This is a genomic window from Streptomyces sp. NPDC107500 (genome assembly GCF_055582785.1).
On sequence record NZ_JBVJPF010000005.1, the window covers coordinates 664,132 to 681,620 of the forward strand.

The window sequence follows — 17,489 nt, forward strand, 5'->3', positions numbered from 1 at the left end:
GAAACCGGCCACGAAACAGCGGGAGAACGCCATGATCAAGGGCCTCGCCATCTCGACCGTCTGGGTCCTCGACCAGGAGCGGGCCAAGCGGTTCTACACCGAGAAGCTGGGCCTGGAGGTCCGCACCGACATGACCATGGGCGAGGGCGGCATGCGCTGGCTCACCGTCGGCTCGCCGAACCAGCCCGACGTCGAGCTGACGCTGATGCTCCCGAGCGGCCCGGCGATGGACCCCGAGTCCGCCGAGATGATCCGCAAGCTGGTGGCCAAGGGCGCGCTCGGCGCCGGCGTGCTGACCACCGACGACATCCACGGCGACTACAAGAGGCTCAGGGACCGGGGGGTCGAGTTCCTCCAGGAGCCCCAGGAGCGCCCGTACGGCACCGAGGCGCTCTTCCGGGACGACTCCGGCAACTGGTTCTCCTTCACCCAGCCCCGCGAGGGCGGCCTCGATCTGGACCGGGACTTCGCCTGCTAGCCGGCGCCGGGGGTCGCCCGGTCCGGCAGCATCGGGTAGCTCCCCGTATTCGTCGGCGCGTGCTCCGGCAGCCACAGCACCGCGACCGCGCCCTCCGCCGGGACGTGGTCGGGGGCCCCGGCGGGGCGGACGTTGCGGAAGGTGAGGCGGGCGCCCAGGACCCGGGCCTGGCCGGCCGCGATGGTCAGTCCGAGCCCGTGCCCGCGCCCCGACCGGTCCGTGCTGCCGGTACGGAAGCGGCTCGGTCCCTCGGCGAGCAGGTGCTCGGGGAAGCCCGGCCCGTGGTCGCGGACCCGGATCACCCGGCCCTCGACGCTGACCTGGACCGGCGAGCGGCCGTGCCGGGCGGCGTTGGCGAGCAGGTTGAACAGCACGCGCTCCAGGCGGCGCGGGTCGGTCGTCACCTCCGACTCGTGGATCACCCGCACCTCCACGGCCGGGTCCTTCGCCGCCACCCGCCGGGTCACGAAGTCGCCCAGCATCAGGTCCTGGAGTTCGGCCCGCTCCGAGGCCCCGTCGAGCCGGGCCACCTCCAGGACGTCCTCGACGAGCGTGCGCATCGCCTTCGCCCGGTCCAGGACCAGCTCGGTCGGCCGGCCCGGCGGGAGCAGCTCGGCGGCGGTGAGCAGCCCGGTCACCGGGGTCCGCAGCTCGTGCGCGATGTCCGCGGTGACCCGCCGCTCGGCCTCCAGCCGCTTCTGCAACGCGTCCGCCATCGCGTCCACCGCGCTCGCGAGGTCGTCGGTCTCGTCCCGGACGACCCCGCCGATGGCGTCCCGGACGCGCACGTCCGGCTCCCCGTTGGCGACCTGGTTGGCGGCGGCGGCCGCGTCGCGCAGCCGCCGGGAGAGCTGGCGGCCGATGAGCACGCCGAGCGCGCTGCCGCCGAGGACCACCGCGATGGAGCCGATGACGAGGGCCTGGTCGAGATCGGTGAGGATGTCCGCGCTGCGGTCGGTGAAACCGGAGTGCAGGGACATCACGTGCCCGTCCTTGAGCGGCACCGCGGCCCAGATGTCCGTCACCCCGTCGTCCCGCTCGGTGACGTACGTGGCCCGCTGCCCGGCCTCCACCCTGCGGCGCAGCTCCACCGGCAGCTCGGGATCGTCGATCTTGGCGTTGGGGAAGTTCTGCCGCCCCGACAGCTCGTAGTTGCGCTGGGCGATCAGGATCCGGTCGTCCGCGAGGTCACGGGCGTTGTCCAGCATCGACACCCGGGCCGCGTTGTGCACGACCAGGCTCAGGACGACCGCCACCAGCGCGCCGACCAGCGCGATCGCCGCGCTGAGCTTCCAGCGCAGCCCGGTGCGGATGCCCCGCGCGCGCAGGCCGCGCGGACGCGGCCCGCCCGGGCCCCGGCCGTTGGAACCCGGCCCGTGCGGACCCGGACCACGCGTACCGCTGTCCGGTCTCGTACCCCTGTCCGGCCCCGTGCGGCCGTCCGCGCGCCCCGGAGGCGAGGCGGTCCGGCGTCGGAAGAACCCCCGCATATCCCTGTGTCCCCGCCTCAGGCCTTCAATTTGTAGCCGAAGCCGCGGACCGTCTCGATCCGGTCCTGGCCGATCTTGGTCCGCAGCCGCTGCACGTGCACGTCGACGACGCGGGTGTCCCCGCCCCAGCCGTAGTCCCAGACCCGTTCCAGCAGCTTGTCGCGCGAGAGCACCGTCCCCGGCGCCGAGGAGAACTCCAGCAGCAGCCGCATCTCCGTCGGGGTGAGCGCCACCGGCCGTCCGGCCCGGCGCACCTCCATCCCGTCGGTGTCCACCTCCAGCTCGCCGAAGGTGAGCACGCCCCCGGTGTCCGCGTGGTCCGCCGCGTCCCCCCGGTCCCCGCCGCCGGCGTGGCCGAAGCGCCGCAGCACCGCCCGGATCCGGGCGACAAGCACGGCACCGTCGAACGGCTTGGTGACGTAGTCGTCGGCACCGGCCTCCAGACCCAGGACGACGTCGATGGAGTCCGCCCGCGCCGACAGCATGATCACCGGCACCGTGGACTCGTCCCGGATCCGGCGGCACAGGCTCACCCCGTCGAGCCCCGGGACCATGACGTCGAGCAGCGCGATGTCGGGCCGGTCGGTCCGGAAGGACTCCAGGCCGGACAGCCCGTCGGGCATCGCGGTGACCGCGAAGCCGTCCCGCTCCAGGGCGAGCTGGGTGGCCTCGCGGATGACGTCGTCGTCCTCGACGAACAGGACGTGGGTCTGGTCTGCCATCCCGGTGCTCTCAGTCCTCGTTGTGATGGGTCGGGTGCGGTCGCCGGACGCGGGTGCGGTCACGGACGCCCATGGGGACGGACGCCCGGGCCGCGCACCGCGTTCACCCGGTCATCGCGGCGAGCGGCCCGATCGGTTCACGCCCGCCGGCGTCAGCTGTCCGGATCCGGGACCGGAGTCGGCGCGTTGCCCGCGGCGTTGCTGTAGTCGTTGTGGGTGCGGTACTGCTCGGCGAACCGGCCCGACGCCCAGCGGTACGTGATGACGTTCTCGCCGGACGGGCTGGACACCGGGTCGCCCCGCTCGTACACCTGCTTGGTCACCACCAGATCGCCGCGGTCGATCTCCGCGTAGACCGGAGGCTCCTCGGTGCGGAACACATTCTGGTACGCGCCGTCCTCCTCGCGGTACACGTAACTGCCCACACCCACCGCGTCACCGCACGTCAGGACGTTGACCACGACGTCCTCCGCCGTGCCGCCGGTCAGCTCGCCGTACGACACGTCGACGGGGTACTCGTCGGCGACGCACGGCTTCAGCTCGTGCTTGACCTCTTCGGAGACCTTGGGGTCCGACTTGACCAGCCGCACCGCGTCGACCCGGTCGGGGACCTTCGAGGGGGAGGCGGCCGGCGAGGAGGAGGCGGCGCCGCCCACCGCGTCGGCGTGGGCCGCGCCCTCGTCGCGGGTGCCGGTGCCGCCGGCCGCGCAGCCGGACAGACACACGCCGAGGGCGACGAACACGGCCACCGCCGCACTCGTCGCCTGCGTGCCCCTCCGGGTCTCCCCGGGTGATCGACCGACGGTCAGGCCGCGCAACGCTCCCGCTCCTCACGCTCCAGCGCCCGTGCGTCCAGATCGCGGGCGACCAGCTCCTCGCGGAGCCGGGCGAGCGCTCGGTGCAGCGTGCTCTTGACCGTGCCGGCCGACATGCCGAGGGCGGCGGCGGTCTCCTCCGTGGACATCTGCTCCCAGTGTCGCAGCACCACGACGCTGCGCTGCTTCGGGGCGAGCACCTTCATGACGTCCATCAGCAGGGCGCGGTCCGCGTGCTGCTCGGTGGAGTCGTCCACGCAGGACTCGGGGAGCTGCTCGGTCGGCACCTCCTCCAGCTTCCGCGCCCGCCACCACTCGGTCCGCGTGTTGATCATGACGCGGCGCAGGTAGGCGTCGGCCAGCCGCTTGTCCTCGATGGTCGACCAGCGGCGGTACGTCCGCGCCAGCGCGGTCTGCAACAGGTCCTGGGCGTCGACCGGATCCGGGACCAGACGCCGGGCGCTGCGCAGCAGCGCGTCCTGCCGCGTCCGGACGTACTCCTCGAACTCGAGCACCTCGCCCATGGTCAACCGCCTTCCGATCCCCGTACTCCGCCGGTGTGGTCACCGCCGGCCCACTGCCTGTGGTCCCTGGTCCTGCCGTGCCCGCCGGGCACAGAAACGAAGGTAGGGAAGCGTTGTCACGGCGCTGTGCGGAGCAGCCTGCGACGAACACTCGGCTGTCCGTCGGTTGTGTAACGGAAGTAGGAACCGGGTAAATCGACGGACCACTTGATGGAGACAAGTGGTGATTTGTCCGTTACCAGGGCTGTGACCGGAGCCGACGGTGCAGGTGTTTCCGTGACACCGGCACCGCCGTCCCTGTGACCAAGCTGTCCGTCAGCTCAGCGGCAGCCGGTACAGCCCGTCCGCCAGCGGTTCCACCAGACCGTCGGAGACCAGGCCGTCCAGGGCGCGGGCCCGCTGGACCGGTTCGTGCCACACCTGGTCGAGGGCCGACTGCGGCACCGGCCCGGACGCCTCCCGCAGCACCGCGAGCAGCCGGCCGCGCACCTGCCGGTCGGTGCCCGCGTACGTCTGGCCGCGGCGCGGCGGTCCGTCGTGCGCGGGCTTTCCGGCCAGCCGCCAGGCGCACTGCGCGGCGATCGGGCAGCGCTGGCACGACTCGTTCTTCGCCGTGCAGACCAGCGCGCCCAGCTCCATGGAGGCGGCGGCCCACCGGGCGGCCCTCGTCTCCTGCTCCGGCAGCAGCGCGCGCGCCAGCTTCCGCTCGGCGGCGGTGGTGGCGTTCGGCGGGTACTGCACGCCGGTGACCGCGCGGGCGAACACCCGGCGGACGTTGGTGTCCAGCACGGGGTGCCGCTGGCCGTAGGCGAAGGAGGCGACCGCGGCGGCCGTGTACTCGCCGATGCCGGGCAGCGCCAGCAACTGGGCGTGGTCCGCCGGTACGTCGCCGCCGTGCCGTTCCGTTATGGCCGCGGCGGCACCGTGCAGCCGCAGGGCGCGGCGCGGGTAGCCGAGCCGGCCCCAGGCGCGGACCGCCTCGCCGGGCGCCTCGGCGGCGAGGTCGGCGGGGCGCGGCCAGCGCGCCAGCCACTGCTCGTAGACGGGCTGGACGCGGCTGACCGGCGTCTGCTGGAGCATGAACTCACTGACCATCACGCCCCACGCGCCGGCCTCCGGGCGCCGCCACGGCAGGTCGCGGGCGTGCTCGGCGAACCAGTCGATGACGGGGGCGTGCAACGGCACGCCGGACGAGGCGGCGGGGTCGGAGGGGCCGCTGTGCGAGGACTTCGTGGGCGCAGTCATGACCCTCCGATCCTGCCACGACGAGACCACCCCACGGGTGCACCGCCACCCCGTCGCGTCCACGACACCTGACGATCGTCAGGGGCGCCGCCCCGCCCGCCGCTTGTAGCGTCGGCCCATGGAAGGTACGCGCCCGGCCTCGGACGTCGGGATACCCACCGCCGGAGTCGCCGGCACCCCGGCGGACGCGCACCCGCGCGCCCCCTTCACGCCCGGCTCGCGCGCCCCCGGCTCGCGATCCGCACGGCTCGCCCCCGTCGGTCGCGGCGCGGTGTTCTGGTGCGTCCTCGCCCTCCCCGCGGTCACCGCCGACCGGATCGGCCTCAACGAGCCGCGCCCCCTCTGGCAGCAGCTGGCCGGGCTGGGCGTGCTTGCGGTGGCCGCCGCGCTCGCCCGGCGCCTGCCGCTCGCCGCGTTCGCGCTGACGGCGGCCCTGAGCCTCGCCGACACCCCGGCACTGTTCAGCGTCTCCTACGGCCCCGCCCTCGCCACCCTCGCCCTGCTGCTCGGCCTGCGCGCCCCGCGGCCGCACCCGGCGGTGGCCGTCCTCACCGGCATCGGCGTCGTCGGCGCCGCGCGGATCGCGCTGGTCGGGGTGGACCCGGCGCCCGAGGCGCTGGTCCTGACCGGCACCCTGCTCTTCGGCTGTGTCCTTCCCTGGCTGGGCGGACGCTACTGGCGGCAGAGCCGCGCGCTCGCCGAGGCAGGCTGGCTCCGGGCGGCCCGCCTGGAGGACGAGCGACGGCACGCGGAGGAGCGGGCCAGACTGCGCGAACGGGCCCGGATCGCCCAGGACATGCACGACTCCCTCGGCCACGAGCTGAGCCTGCTCGCGCTGCGCGCCGCCGCCCTCCAGGTCGCCCCCGGCCTCGGCACCGGCCACCGCGCTGCCGCGGCGGAACTGCGGGTCGCCGCCGCCGACGCCACCGACCACCTGCACCGCATCATCGGCGTCCTGCGCGAGGACGACGAGCCCCTGCCGCTCACCCCACCCGGCGAGACCGTCGAGGAACTCGTGGCCCGCGCCGCCGAGTCGGGACTCCCCGTCCGCTGGGAACCACGGCACACTCCCGTCCCGCCCGCCGAACCGGGCGGCCTCGCCGACCGGCTGCTCCACCGGATCGTGCGCGAGGCGCTGACCAACGCGGCCCGGCACGCGCCCGGCGCCCCCGTCGTCGTAGCGGTCACCGACCAGGGCTCCGGAACGACGGTTACCGTCACCAACGCCGCCGCCACCGGCCCCGGTTCCCCCTCGGCGGGCGGCTCGGGCCTGCTGGGGCTGCGTGCCGCCGTCGCCTCGGTCGGCGGCGACTTCACGGCGGCCCCGCACGGTGACGGCTTCCGCGTCCGGGCCCACGTCCCCGCCGGACCGGCCCTCGCCCCCACCCCCGCCCCCTCACCCACGGCCCCCTTCGCCCGCGCCCGCCGCCGCGTCGCCCTGGGCCTGGGCGCCGCCGCCGGTGCCGGCCTGGTCCTGGTCGGCGCGGCCTTCGCCTGGTACGCCTACACCGAGACCCGCTCGGTCCTCACCCCGAGCGCCTACGCGCAGTTGCGCCCGGGAACCGCCTACGACGAGATCGCGCCCGTACTGCCGGACCGCGAGGCACACGACCCGCCCACCGACCGCGCCCCCGCGCCGCCGCCGGACGCCGACTGCCGCTACTACCGGGCCGGCGGCGAACTCCTCGTCTCCATCGACCACTTCCGGCTCTGCTTCGACGACCGGCGGCGACTCCTCACGAAGGACGTCGTCCCCGGAGCCGACAGCGAACGCGCCGACACGCACCGACAAGAGGAGTCCGCACGGTGATCCGGGTCCTGCTGGCCGACGACGAGGCGATGGTCCGCGCGGGCGTGAGCGCCATCCTGGCGAGCGGCGGCGAGAGCGAGGTCGTCGCGGAGGCGGGCGACGGCCGCGAGGCGGTCGAACTGGCCCGCGCGCACCGCCCCGACGTGGCCCTGCTGGACATCCGCATGCCCCGCCTGGACGGCCTCACGGCGGCGGAGGAGATCGTACGCACCACCCCCGGCACCGCCGTCGCCATGCTGACCACGTTCTCCGAACAGACCTACGTGGCCCGCGCCCTGGCCGCCGGCGCCACCGGCTTCCTGCTCAAGTCCGGCGACCCGTACGAACTGATGGCCGGCGTACGGGCCGTGGCGCAGGGCGCCGCCTTCCTCTCCCCGAAGGTCGCCCGGTACGTCGTGGAGGACCTCGGCCGCGGCGGTGGCAGCGGCCGTCTCGCCCGCGAGGAGCACGCCCGCGCCCGCGTGGCCCGGCTCAGCCCCCGGGAACGCGAGGTCCTCGGCCTCGTCGGCGCCGGCCTGTCCAACCCGGAGATCGCCGCCCGGCTGCATCTCGTCGAGGGCACGGTGAAGGCGTACGTGAGCGCGGTCCTGGACCGGCTGGAGGTACGCAACCGGGTCCGGGCCGCGATCGTGGCCTACGAGGCGGGGCTGGTTGAGGCGGACGGCGCATAGGCCCGCTCCCTCCCCGCCCGTCAACGGCGCCGGTGCGAGGCGGCGTACGCGCCCGGCGGCACGGCACCCGGCCCGGTCAGCCACCGCACCACCGGCGCCGACGAGCCCCGCATCGCCTCGGCCAGCCGCGTCGCCGGACGTATGCCGAGCCGCACGGCCACGGCGGCGGCGACCGCGCCGAGCAGCAGCCCGGCGACGACGTCGTGCGGGTAGTGGACGCCGACGAAGACCCGGGAGAAGGCCATCAGCAGGGCGAGCGGCGCCGTCAACCGGACCGCGGTCCACCGGACCAGGGCCAGGGCGACGGCCGCACCGCCCGCGATTGTCGCGTGGTTGCTCGGGAAGGACCAGTCACCGGTCGGCGGGCACTCCGCCAGCGAGGGCACCGCCCCGGCGACCGCCCGGCACGGACGCTCCTCCTCCACAACGGACTTGAGCAGTTCACTGCACACGTACGCGACAGCCGTGGCCACAGGTGCAAGGACCGCGATCGCGAACGCCCGTGGGTCGCCGCGCCGCGACCGCCACCAGGCGACGACGAACAGTGCGCCGAACACCAGGAGTCCCGCCTCAGTACCCACCTCCGCCGTGTGCTGGACCCACGTCGGGGCGTCCTGGGCGAAGCCGGTGATGTCGCGGTAGAGATCGTCATCGTCGAAGGTCATGCTCACGGACGGTAGGCGGCTGCTCGAAACGGTCACACCCTGCGATCGACACGTCCGACACCTGACGATCGGCAGGGGGGCGGGGTCGGTCTCCGGGATGATGATCCGTAAAAGTTGCGAGCCTGAACGGCGGGTGGGACAGGGGAACGCGCGGATCTCTCGTACAGTTTGCGCCGTGGGATCTCTGCGCAATCCGGTCGGGCCGCTTCCCTCCTCCATCTACTGGCGACGGAGGGCCGTACTGCTGTCCCTGTTCGCCCTGTTGGCGCTGCTGATCACGTGGATCGTGGTCTCCGGCGGCGGAGGCGGCGACAAGGGGCGCGACGACGGAGCCGACGGGAAGAATCCGGCCCCCTCGATCACCCCGGGACCCTCGGGGTCCGGGCCCGCGATCAGTGAGGCCCCGGGCGGCCGCGACGAGTCGGGAAGCGCGGACTCCGGTGGTACGGGGTCGGGTTCGGGTTCCGGCGGCGGCGAGGACGGCTCGGGCGAGGACGCCGGTTCCGGCGAGGACGCCGGCAATCCCGGCAGCGCCGGTGGCGGGGGCTCCGGGGGCGGCGCGGCGACGGGTGTCGGCGCGGGAGACGCACTGCCGGGCGGTTCGGCGCTGCCCAACTGCACTCCGGGCGCGGTGAAGTTCAGCCTGCGCAGTGTCCGCAACAACTACACGCCCGGACAGACCCCCGCCTTCGAACTGACCGCGCGGAACACCTCCGGCGGCGACTGCAAGGTCGATCTGGGCCCCGAACACGCGGTGTTCACCATCACCCCGGCCAGCGGCGACGACGTCTACTGGGCCTCGGACGACTGCGTCGAGGACAAGAGCAAGGCCAGCCTCCAGTACCGGGTGGCCGCCAACAGCGGCATCACCTACACCGTGAAGTGGGACCGCAAGCCGAGCGCCCCCGAGTGCGGTACGCCCCCGGCGGGCTCGGCCAAGGCGGGGACGTACCTGGTGGAGGCCAAGGCGCCCGGTTTCCAGAAGGTCCGGACATCCTTCGTGCTGAAGAGCGACTGACGCGAGCAGGCGGGGTCCTACGGGGTCAGACGTACCGCTCGAGGATCGACGACTCCGCCAGCCGCGACAGGCCCTCACGCACGCTGCGCGCCCGCGCCTCGCCGACGCCGTCCACCGTCTGGAGGTCGTCCACGCTGGCGGCGAGCAGCTTCTGCAGGCCGCCGAAGTGCTCCACCAGCCGGTCGATGATCGCGCCCGGCAGCCGCGGCACCTTCGCCAGCAGCCGGAACCCGCGCGGCGACACCGCCGAGTCCAGCGTCTCGGGAGACCCGGTGTACCCCAGCGCCCGGGCCACCGTGGACAGTTCGAGCAGCTCGGCATGGCTGAGCTTGTCCAGTTCGGCGAGCGCCTCGTCGACCGTGCGGGACCGCTTGGCGGTCGGCTCGGGCACGTAGTCCCGCACGACCAGCTCGCGCTCCGGCTCCACGCCGGCGATCAACTCGTCCAGCTGGAGCGCCAGCAGCCGTCCGTCCGTGCCCAGCTCCACCACGTACTCGGCGATCTCGGTGGCGATCCGGCGCACCATCTCCAGCCGCTGGGCGACCGCCGACACGTCCCGGACGGTCACCAGGTCCTCGATCTCCAGCGCGGAGAGCGTGCCGGCGACCTCGTCGAGCCGGAGCTTGTAGCGCTCCAGGGTGGCCAGCGCCTGGTTGGCCCGGGACAGGATCGCCGCGGAGTCCTCCAGGACGCGCCGCTGCCCGTCGACATAGAGGGCGATGAGCCGCATGGACTGCGAGACGGACACGACGGGGAAGCCGACCTGCTTGCTCACCCGGTCCGCCGTACGGTGCCGGGTGCCGGTCTCCTCGGTCGGGATGGTCGGGTCGGGCAGCAGCTGCACGCCCGCCCGCAGGATCTTCGACAGGTCCGAGGAGAGCACGATCCCGCCGTCGAGCTTGCACAGCTCGCGCAGCCGGGTCGCCGTGAACTCGACGTCCAGCACGAAGCCGCCGGTACACATCGACTCGACGGTCTTGTCCGACCCCAGCACCATCAGACCGCCGGTGTTGCCGCGAAGGACCCGTTCCAGGCCGTCCCGCAGCAGCGTGCCGGGCGCCACGGCGCTCAGCGAGGCGCGCATCAGGCCATCGGCACCGGCACTCCCACCGGACTTTCCGGGAGCTGCTGCCCGGTCGTTGGCTGCCACTGCACTCCTCCGGTCGCAGGTTCTTCTGGTGCGCCCGCGTCGCACACTCGGTCGTACGGACGGGCGAGACCAGGGCAAAGTCTACCGGCGGTCCTCCTCCTCCCGTGGGGCGTCTCGCCGACGCGAGCGCGGAAGCACCCGCAGGGCGTCCCCTATGTCCGCGACTTCCAGGACCTTCATGCCGTCGGGAACCCTGCCGGGGTCGCCCGGTACCAGGGCGTGCGTGAAGCCCAGCCGGTGCGCCTCGGAGAGCCGGCGCTGCACGCCCGTGACCCGTCTCACCTCTCCGGCGAGGCCGACCTCACCGATCGCGACGAGGTTCTTGGGCAGCGGGGTGTCACTGGCCGCACTGGCCAGGGCGAGCGCGACGGCGAGGTCGGCGGCGGGCTCGGACAGCTTCACGCCCCCGACCGTCGCGCTGTAGATGTCCCGCTTCCCCAGGGCGCTGATCCGGCCGCGCTGCTCCAGCACCGCCAGCATCATGGACACCCGGGAGGTCTCCAGCCCCGAGGTCGTACGCCGGGGCGACGGGATCTGGGAGTCCACGGTCAGCGCCTGCACCTCGGCCACCAGCGGCCGGCGGCCCTCCAGGGTGACGGTCAGACAGGTGCCCGGCACGGGTTCGGCACGCCGGGTGAGGAACAGCCCGCTGGGATCGGCGAGGCCGGTGATCCCCTCGTCGTGCAGCTCGAAGCAGCCGACCTCGTCGGTCGTCCCGTACCGGTTCTTGACGCCCCGCACCAGCCGCAGCCGCGCATGCCGGTCGCCCTCGAAGTGGAGTACCACGTCCACCAGGTGCTCCAGCAGCCGCGGCCCGGCGATGGCGCCGTCCTTGGTGACGTGCCCCACGAGCAGGGTGGACATCCCGCGCTCCTTGGAGGCGCGGATCAGGGCGCCCGCCACCTCCCGCACCTGCGCCATGCCGCCGGGAGCGCCGTCGATCTCGGGAGAGGCGACGGTCTGCACGGAGTCCAGGATCAGCAGCGACGGCTTGACCGCGTCCAGATGCCCGAGCACCGCCGCGAGGTCGGTCTCGGCGGCGAGGTAGAGATGGTCGTCGATCGCGTCGATCCGGTCGGCCCGCAGCCGCACCTGACTCGCCGACTCCTCACCCGTGACGTACAGCGTCCGGTGCTCGTCGCTCGCGGACTTGGCCGCCACGTCCAGCAGCAGGGTGGACTTCCCGACCCCGGGCTCACCCGCGACCAGCACCACGGCACCGGGCACCAGGCCGCCACCCAGCACCCGGTCCAGCTCCGGCACACCCGTCGACCGCGCGGCCGCCTGCCGCCCGTCGACCTCCCCGATCGGCACCGCGGAGGTGGTCACGCGCCCCGGCGAGGTCGTCCGCACGGCGGGCGCGCCGTACTCCTCGACGGTGCCCCAGGCCTGGCACTCGGGACAGCGGCCGAGCCATTTGGCCGTCTGCCAGCCGCACTCGGTGCAGCGGAAGGACGGCCGTTCCTTGGTGGACTTCGCACGGGCAGCCATGCACGAACCGTAACGGCCCCCACTGACACCCCGACGCGGGCGCGGTCACGGAGGCACCCCACCCCCCGGAACAACCGCCTCCTGTCCCCTTATGAGGGATCGTTTCACCCGTACGGATTAAAAGTGCCCAACGCGCCAGTTCGCGCCACCCATGGCCCCCTACGGTCGCCGAGTGATGAGGAGCAGTCCGGAGACCACGACCCGCACGACCGGCGCACACCGAGCGCACCGGGAGGCGCGTGACCGCGCCGCGGCGCGTTCCCTGGCGCAGCGGCCGCCCGCCCGCCACGCCGCGTACGACGCGTATCTGGACGGCCTGTTCACGTACTGCCTGTCCGTGCTCTGCGACCACACCGCCGCGACCGCCGCCCTGGGCGACGTCCTGGCGCTCGCCCAGCGCCGCGGCAACCGCGGCCCCGGTTCCGCCCAGGACCGCAGGGCGTGGCTGTACGCCCTGGCCCGCTGGGCCTGCCTCCGCAGGCTGACCGAGGCCAAGCAGAAACGTCAGAGCAGTCATGCCGCGGGCCGCTCCGCCGGCACGAGCACGAGCGACAGCACCACCGAGGCGACGGCCACCGACACCAGCGACGACAAGACCCGGCAGCGCCACCGCGGCGAACTCGCCCGGCTCGCCTGGCCGGAGGCCGCCGGCACCACCCCCGAGCAGCGCGAGGCCCTGGAACTCGCCGTCCGCCACCGCCTGGCCCCGCACGAGGTCGCCGCGGTCCTCGGCATGGACCTGGCCGCCACCCGGGAACTCCTCGCCTCCGCCGCCTGCGAGGTCGAACGCACCCGCGCCGCCCTGGCCGTCGTGGAGACCGGCACCTGCACCGGCGTGGCCCGCCTCACCGGCGACAACCGGTACGTGCTCAGCGCCGCCCTGCGCCGCGAACTGGTCCGGCACGTGGACGACTGCCCCCGCTGCCGCCGCACGGCGGAGCGCGCGATCCCCGGCCGCTGGCCCGGCACCAGCGTCACTCCGGCCGAACTCCCCGTCCTGGGGGCCCCCCGCACCGCGCTGCACGTCGCCATGGCGCACGTCCCGCGAGCCCGGATCGCGGCCCCCCGCTTCGACCGCCGCGGCTTCCCCATGGACCCCAAGGACCGCGCCGCCCGCCGGGACCGGCTGCGCGCGCGTGCCGTCACCACCACGGTCGTCGCCACCGTCGTCGCGGCGCCCGTGCTCGCCCTGTGGGCGGCCTACCGCGGCACCCCCGTCGTGGAGGGCGAGGACGGCCGCTCGTCCAGCGCCAGCGAGGCACAGGGCCCCGACGGCCTGGACGGCGACTCCACCGGCGGCGGCTACGAGAACGCGGGCAACGCCAGCACCACCCCCGGCGCCGGCTTCGGCAAGAACGGCGAGGCCGACGTCTCCGTGGAGGTCGTCAGCGTCTCCGGCGCCGGCGAGAAGAGCGCGCTGAGCGTCACGGCCGGCCACGACGGCGACACCACGCTGGTCACCCTGACCGCCACCGGCGACGCCCCGGTCCGCTGGTCCGCCTCCGTCGGCGCGTCCTGGCTCTACCTGAGCCACTCCTCCGGCACCCTGCGCCCCGGCGAGTCCCGCACGATCCGGGTGCACGTCGACCACCTGCGCGAGCCGTCCGGCCATTGGACCGCCCGCGTGGCGGTGTCGCCCGCCGGCGCCGTCGTCACGATCAAGGGTTACGGCACCGCGCCCGGCCCCTCCCACCCGGGCCCGCGCCCGCGCCCCAGCACTCCGGACCACTCGCCGTCCCCGTCCGACCCGGGCCCGGACCCGTCTCCGTCGGCCTCGCAGCCCGACCCGGACCCGACGCCCACCGAGGACCCGTCACCCTCCCCGTCCGACCCGGACCCGACGCCGACCGGCCCCTCCCCGACGGGCGGCACCGGCTCCTCCCCTCTGCCGGACGACACCGGCGAACCGGGGCCGTCCACCTCCTAGGACCGGAAAGGCGCGGCGTACGCGGTACTCAGCGAGCGGGATCCGCCGGATGCGGCGCCACCAGCGGCAACTGCGAGGCCAGCCGCTCCTCGCACAGCTCGACCAGCCGGTCGTAACCCGCCTTGCCCATCAGTTCGATCAGCTCGGGCCGGTACGAGACGTACACCGGGTCGCCCGCGCCGTGCGCCGAGGTCGCCGAGGTGCACCACCAGTGCAGGTCGTGCCCGCCGGGACCCCAGCCGCGGCGGTCGTACTCACCGATCGACACCTGGAGCACGCGCGTGTCGTCGGGCCGGTCGATCCACTCGTACGTCCGCCGCACCGGCAGCTGCCAGCACACGTCCGGCTTGGTCTCCAGCGGCTCCCGCCCCTCCTTCAGGGCCAGGATGTGCAGCGAGCAGCCCGCGCCCCCGGCGAAACCGGGCCGGTTCTGGAAGATGCACGAGCCCTGGAAGGGACGGGTCTGCCGGGAGCCCTCCTCGTCCTCGGAGGTCCAGCCGTCCCGCGTGCCCTCGGCGTGGTGCTGCCAGATGTCCGGCGTGAGCCGCGCCACGTGCTCGGCGACGCGCTTCTCGTCGTCCTCGTCGGAGAAGTGCGCGCCCAGCGAGCAGCACCCGTCGTCCGCGCGGCCGGCCTGGATGCCCTGGCAGCCGCTGCCGAAGATGCAGTTCCAGCGGGAGGTCAGCCATGTCAGGTCGCACCGGAAGACCTGCTCGTCGTCCGCCGGATCGGGGAACTCCACCCACGCCCGGGCGAAGTCAAGCCCCTTCTCGTCGCCCATTACGCGCCTCTTGTCCTTCTTGGCCGACTTTTCAGCCTTCGCCTTTTTCGTCTTTGGCACGGCTCCAGGGTAAGACGCCGGAGGCGGATGACGGCACCGCCGCCCGCCCCGCTGGCAGTAGCGTTCCGTACATGAGACTCGGTGTCCTCGACGTGGGTTCGAACACGGTGCACCTGCTGGTGGTGGACGCGCACCCCGGCGCCCGCCCCCTGCCCGCCCACTCGCACAAGGTGGACCTCCGCCTCGCCCAGCTCCTCGACGAGGACGGCGCCATCGGCCCCGAAGGAGTCGACAAGCTGGTCGCGGTCGTCCTCGACGCGCTTCAGGCGGCGGAGGACAAGGGCGTCGAGGAGATCCTCCCGTTCGCCACCTCCGCCGTGCGCGAGGCGACCAACGCCGACGACGTCCTCGCCCGGGTGCGGGCCGAGACGGGCGTCGAGCTGACGGTGCTCAGCGGCGCGGAGGAGGCGCGGCTCACCTTCCTCGCCGTCCGCCGCTGGTTCGGCTGGTCCGCGGGCAAGCTGCTGGTCCTGGACATCGGCGGCGGCTCCCTGGAGATCGCCTACGGCATGGACGAGGAGCCGGACACGGCCGCGTCGCTGCCGCTGGGCGCGGGCCGCCTCACGGCCGGCTGGCTGCCCGGCGACCCGCCCGACCCGGACGCCGTCAGGGCGCTGCGCCGGCACGTCCGTACGGAGATCGCCCGGACGGTCGGCGAGTTCAGCCGCTCCGGCACGCCCGACCACGTGGTCGCCACGTCCAAGACCTTCCGGCAGCTGGCCCGCATCGCGGGCGCCGCCCGCTCCGCAGAGGGCCTCTACGTCCAGCGCGAGCTGAAACGGGCCTCCCTGGAGGCATGGGTCCCCCGCCTGGCCGCCATGACCGCCGCCGAGCGCGCCGAACTCCCCGGCGTCTCCGAGGGCCGCGCGAACCAGCTCCTGGCCGGCGCCCTGGTCGCCGAGGCGGCGATGGACCTCTTCCGCGTGGAGAACCTGGAAATCTGCCCGTGGGCCCTGCGCGAGGGCGTGATCCTGAGGCGCCTGGACCACATGGTCCAGCCATGACGCGCCCCGAAAGGGGCGCGGGGCTGTATCGATGCGCGGCTCCGCCGCGGGTGCGCGAGCAACCACGACGCTCCCGCACCCGCCCTATGGCACTCACCACAACGGCGATCGGGCGGACCACACCCCCCAACCCGCACCCCGTAACCTGACCCCCGTGGCAAAACCCAGGGACGCAGTCCGAATCCCGGACGCGAAGGTCGCCCTGTCGACGGCATCCGTCTACCCGGAGTCGACGGCGACGGCCTTCGAGATCGCCGCACGCCTCGGCTACGACGGCGTCGAGGTGATGGTCTGGACGGATCCGGTCAGCCAGGACATCGACGCGCTGCGCAGACTCAGCGACTACCACCGCATGCCGATACTGGCCGTGCACGCGCCGTGCCTGCTCATCACCCAGCGCGTCTGGTCCACCGACCCCTGGGTCAAGCTCCAGCGCGCCCGCGCGGCCGCCGAGCGGCTCGGCGCGAGCACCGTGGTGGTCCACCCGCCGTTCCGCTGGCAGCGCCAGTACGCGCGGGACTTCGTCAGCGGCATCTGGCGGATGGCGGACGAGACGGACATCCGCTTCGCCGTCGAGAACATGTACCCCTGGCGCTACCGCGACCGCGAGATGCAGGCGTACGCCCCCGACTGGGACGTGACGAAGGACGACTACCGCCACTTCACGATCGACCTCAGCCACGCCTCGACCTCCCGCACCGACGCCCTCGACATGGTCGGCCGCATGGGCGACCGCCTGGGCCACGTCCACCTCGCCGACGGCAAGGGCTCCGCCAAGGACGAGCACCTGGTCCCCGGCCGGGGCGACCAGCCCTGCGCCGAGCTGCTGGAAGGGCTCGCGAACACCGGCTTCGACGGCCATGTCGTCATCGAGGTCAACACCCGGCGCGCGATGTCAGGTGCCGAACGTGAGGCCGATCTCGCCGAGGCCCTGGCCTTCGCCCGCCTGCACCTGGCGTCGGCGTCCCCGGCCTCCGCGACGAAGGCGCACCGCCGGTGAGCGGGACCGGCGGGACCACCCGCCGCCGCGGCCGCCCGCCGCGCACGGAGTCCGCCGGCACGCGCGACCGCATCCTCACCACGGCCCGCGAGGAGTTCTCCGAGCACGGCTACGAGAAGACGTCCGTCAGGGGCATCGCCAAGGCCGCCGGGGTGGACGCGGCCCTCGTCCACCACTACTTCGGGACCAAGGAGCAGATCTTCGAGGCGGCGATCGAGGTCGCCTTCGCACCCGCCCTGGAGGCACCGGCCGCGATCGTCGACGCTCCCCTCGACGGGGTGGGCGAGCAGCTCACCCGCTTCATCATCGGCGTCTGGGAGAACCCCACGACCCGCAAGCCGGTGCTGGCCATCGTCCGCTCCGCGGTGAACAACGACACCGCCGCCGCCGTCTTCCGCCGGCTGATCGCCACGCAGGTGATGCAGCGGGTCGCCGCCCGCCTGGACGCCCCGGACGCGGAACTCCGCGTCGAACTGGCGGCGGCGCAGCTGGTGGGGTGCGCGATGCTCCGCTACGTGATCAAGGTGGAGCCGCTGGCCTCCGCCGACCCGGAGCAGATCGTCGCGCGGCTCGCCCCGGTCGTACAGGGCCACCTCACGGGCCCCTGAGCCCTCGGCCCGGCCCTCCGCGCGCGAGAC

The 17,489-nt window shown here is 73.8% G+C and carries 17 protein-coding genes; 8 read left to right on the forward strand and 9 right to left on the reverse strand.

The window, feature by feature from the left end:
- Positions 1-31 precede the first annotated feature (31 nt).
- Positions 32-478, forward strand: coding sequence for a VOC family protein (locus tag ACZ67M_RS23405; RefSeq protein WP_392100346.1), 447 nt, complete (start codon positions 32-34; stop codon positions 476-478).
- On the opposite strand, the gene cseC is transcribed toward ACZ67M_RS23405, so the two are convergent.
- The 5 genes from cseC to ACZ67M_RS23430 all read right to left on the reverse strand — a co-directional run bounded on the left by cseC (position 475) and on the right by ACZ67M_RS23430 (position 5,274).
- Positions 475-2,097: a two-component system sensor histidine kinase CseC gene (gene cseC, locus ACZ67M_RS23410; protein WP_469852596.1), complete on the reverse strand. Its 1,623-nt coding sequence runs from the start codon at positions 2,095-2,097 to the stop codon at positions 475-477. The genes ACZ67M_RS23405 and cseC overlap by 4 nt on opposite strands.
- Positions 1,986-2,690, reverse strand: a complete 705-nt coding sequence (gene cseB, locus ACZ67M_RS23415; protein ID WP_361361983.1) for a two-component system response regulator CseB — start codon at positions 2,688-2,690, stop codon at positions 1,986-1,988. Before cseB ends, cseC begins: the two co-directional genes overlap by 112 nt.
- A 152-nt stretch (positions 2,691-2,842) precedes the next feature.
- The gene (locus tag ACZ67M_RS23420; protein WP_385803365.1) at positions 2,843-3,508 is read right to left on the reverse strand and encodes a hypothetical protein; all 666 of its coding nucleotides are present in this window, start codon (positions 3,506-3,508) and stop codon (positions 2,843-2,845) included.
- Positions 3,496-4,035: a SigE family RNA polymerase sigma factor gene (locus ACZ67M_RS23425; RefSeq protein WP_100048447.1), complete on the reverse strand. Its 540-nt coding sequence runs from the start codon at positions 4,033-4,035 to the stop codon at positions 3,496-3,498. The genes ACZ67M_RS23420 and ACZ67M_RS23425 overlap by 13 nt, the downstream gene beginning before the upstream one ends.
- Before the next feature lie 309 nt (positions 4,036-4,344).
- A complete protein-coding gene (locus ACZ67M_RS23430; RefSeq protein ID WP_355829221.1) occupies positions 4,345-5,274 on the reverse strand; it encodes an HhH-GPD family protein in 930 nt (309 codons plus the stop codon).
- A gap of 118 nt (positions 5,275-5,392) precedes the next feature.
- Here ACZ67M_RS23430 and ACZ67M_RS23435 point away from each other — a divergent pair, with 118 nt between their 5' ends.
- Complete coding sequence (locus tag ACZ67M_RS23435; RefSeq protein ID WP_469852566.1) at positions 5,393-7,084, forward strand: sensor histidine kinase; 1,692 nt, start codon at positions 5,393-5,395, stop codon at positions 7,082-7,084.
- Positions 7,081-7,755, forward strand: coding sequence for a response regulator (locus ACZ67M_RS23440; protein ID WP_469852568.1), 675 nt, complete (start codon positions 7,081-7,083; stop codon positions 7,753-7,755). Before ACZ67M_RS23435 ends, ACZ67M_RS23440 begins: the two co-directional genes overlap by 4 nt.
- 20 nt (positions 7,756-7,775) lie before the next feature.
- Here the strand turns inward: ACZ67M_RS23440 and ACZ67M_RS23445 are convergent, their stop codons facing one another.
- Positions 7,776-8,420, reverse strand: coding sequence for a phosphatase PAP2 family protein (locus ACZ67M_RS23445; protein WP_469852570.1), 645 nt, complete (start codon positions 8,418-8,420; stop codon positions 7,776-7,778).
- 175 nt (positions 8,421-8,595) lie between these two features.
- Here ACZ67M_RS23445 and ACZ67M_RS23450 point away from each other — a divergent pair, with 175 nt between their 5' ends.
- The gene (locus ACZ67M_RS23450) at positions 8,596-9,438 is read left to right on the forward strand and encodes a hypothetical protein (protein ID WP_469852571.1); all 843 of its coding nucleotides are present in this window, start codon (positions 8,596-8,598) and stop codon (positions 9,436-9,438) included.
- A 25-nt stretch (positions 9,439-9,463) separates the two neighbouring features.
- Here the strand turns inward: ACZ67M_RS23450 and disA are convergent, their stop codons facing one another.
- Both disA and radA read right to left on the reverse strand, forming a co-directional pair.
- Positions 9,464-10,588 (reverse strand): DNA integrity scanning diadenylate cyclase DisA, encoded by a 1,125-nt coding sequence (disA, locus tag ACZ67M_RS23455; protein WP_073726741.1) that lies wholly within the window; start codon positions 10,586-10,588, stop codon positions 9,464-9,466.
- 81 nt (positions 10,589-10,669) lie between these two features.
- The gene (radA, locus tag ACZ67M_RS23460; protein WP_392011869.1) at positions 10,670-12,079 is read right to left on the reverse strand and encodes a DNA repair protein RadA; all 1,410 of its coding nucleotides are present in this window, start codon (positions 12,077-12,079) and stop codon (positions 10,670-10,672) included.
- 175 nt (positions 12,080-12,254) lie between these two features.
- Between radA and ACZ67M_RS23465 the strand changes: the two genes are divergently transcribed.
- Positions 12,255-14,006, forward strand: a complete 1,752-nt coding sequence (locus tag ACZ67M_RS23465) for a BACON domain-containing protein (RefSeq protein ID WP_469852572.1) — start codon at positions 12,255-12,257, stop codon at positions 14,004-14,006.
- A gap of 28 nt (positions 14,007-14,034) precedes the next feature.
- On the opposite strand, the gene ACZ67M_RS23470 is transcribed toward ACZ67M_RS23465, so the two are convergent.
- The gene (locus ACZ67M_RS23470) at positions 14,035-14,847 is read right to left on the reverse strand and encodes a DUF3109 family protein (RefSeq protein WP_361361993.1); all 813 of its coding nucleotides are present in this window, start codon (positions 14,845-14,847) and stop codon (positions 14,035-14,037) included.
- 71 nt (positions 14,848-14,918) lie between these two features.
- Here ACZ67M_RS23470 and ACZ67M_RS23475 point away from each other — a divergent pair, with 71 nt between their 5' ends.
- From ACZ67M_RS23475 to ACZ67M_RS23485, 3 genes are all read left to right on the forward strand, one after another.
- Entirely contained in the window at positions 14,919-15,851 is a 933-nt protein-coding gene (locus ACZ67M_RS23475) for a Ppx/GppA family phosphatase (RefSeq protein WP_361361995.1), read from the forward strand.
- Positions 15,852-16,005: 154 nt separating this feature from the next.
- Positions 16,006-16,851 (forward strand): sugar phosphate isomerase/epimerase family protein, encoded by an 846-nt coding sequence (locus ACZ67M_RS23480; protein ID WP_361361997.1) that lies wholly within the window; start codon positions 16,006-16,008, stop codon positions 16,849-16,851.
- Positions 16,848-17,459: a TetR/AcrR family transcriptional regulator gene (locus ACZ67M_RS23485; RefSeq protein WP_161326600.1), complete on the forward strand. Its 612-nt coding sequence runs from the start codon at positions 16,848-16,850 to the stop codon at positions 17,457-17,459. The genes ACZ67M_RS23480 and ACZ67M_RS23485 overlap by 4 nt, the downstream gene beginning before the upstream one ends.
- The last annotated feature ends 30 nt before the right edge of the window (positions 17,460-17,489 follow it).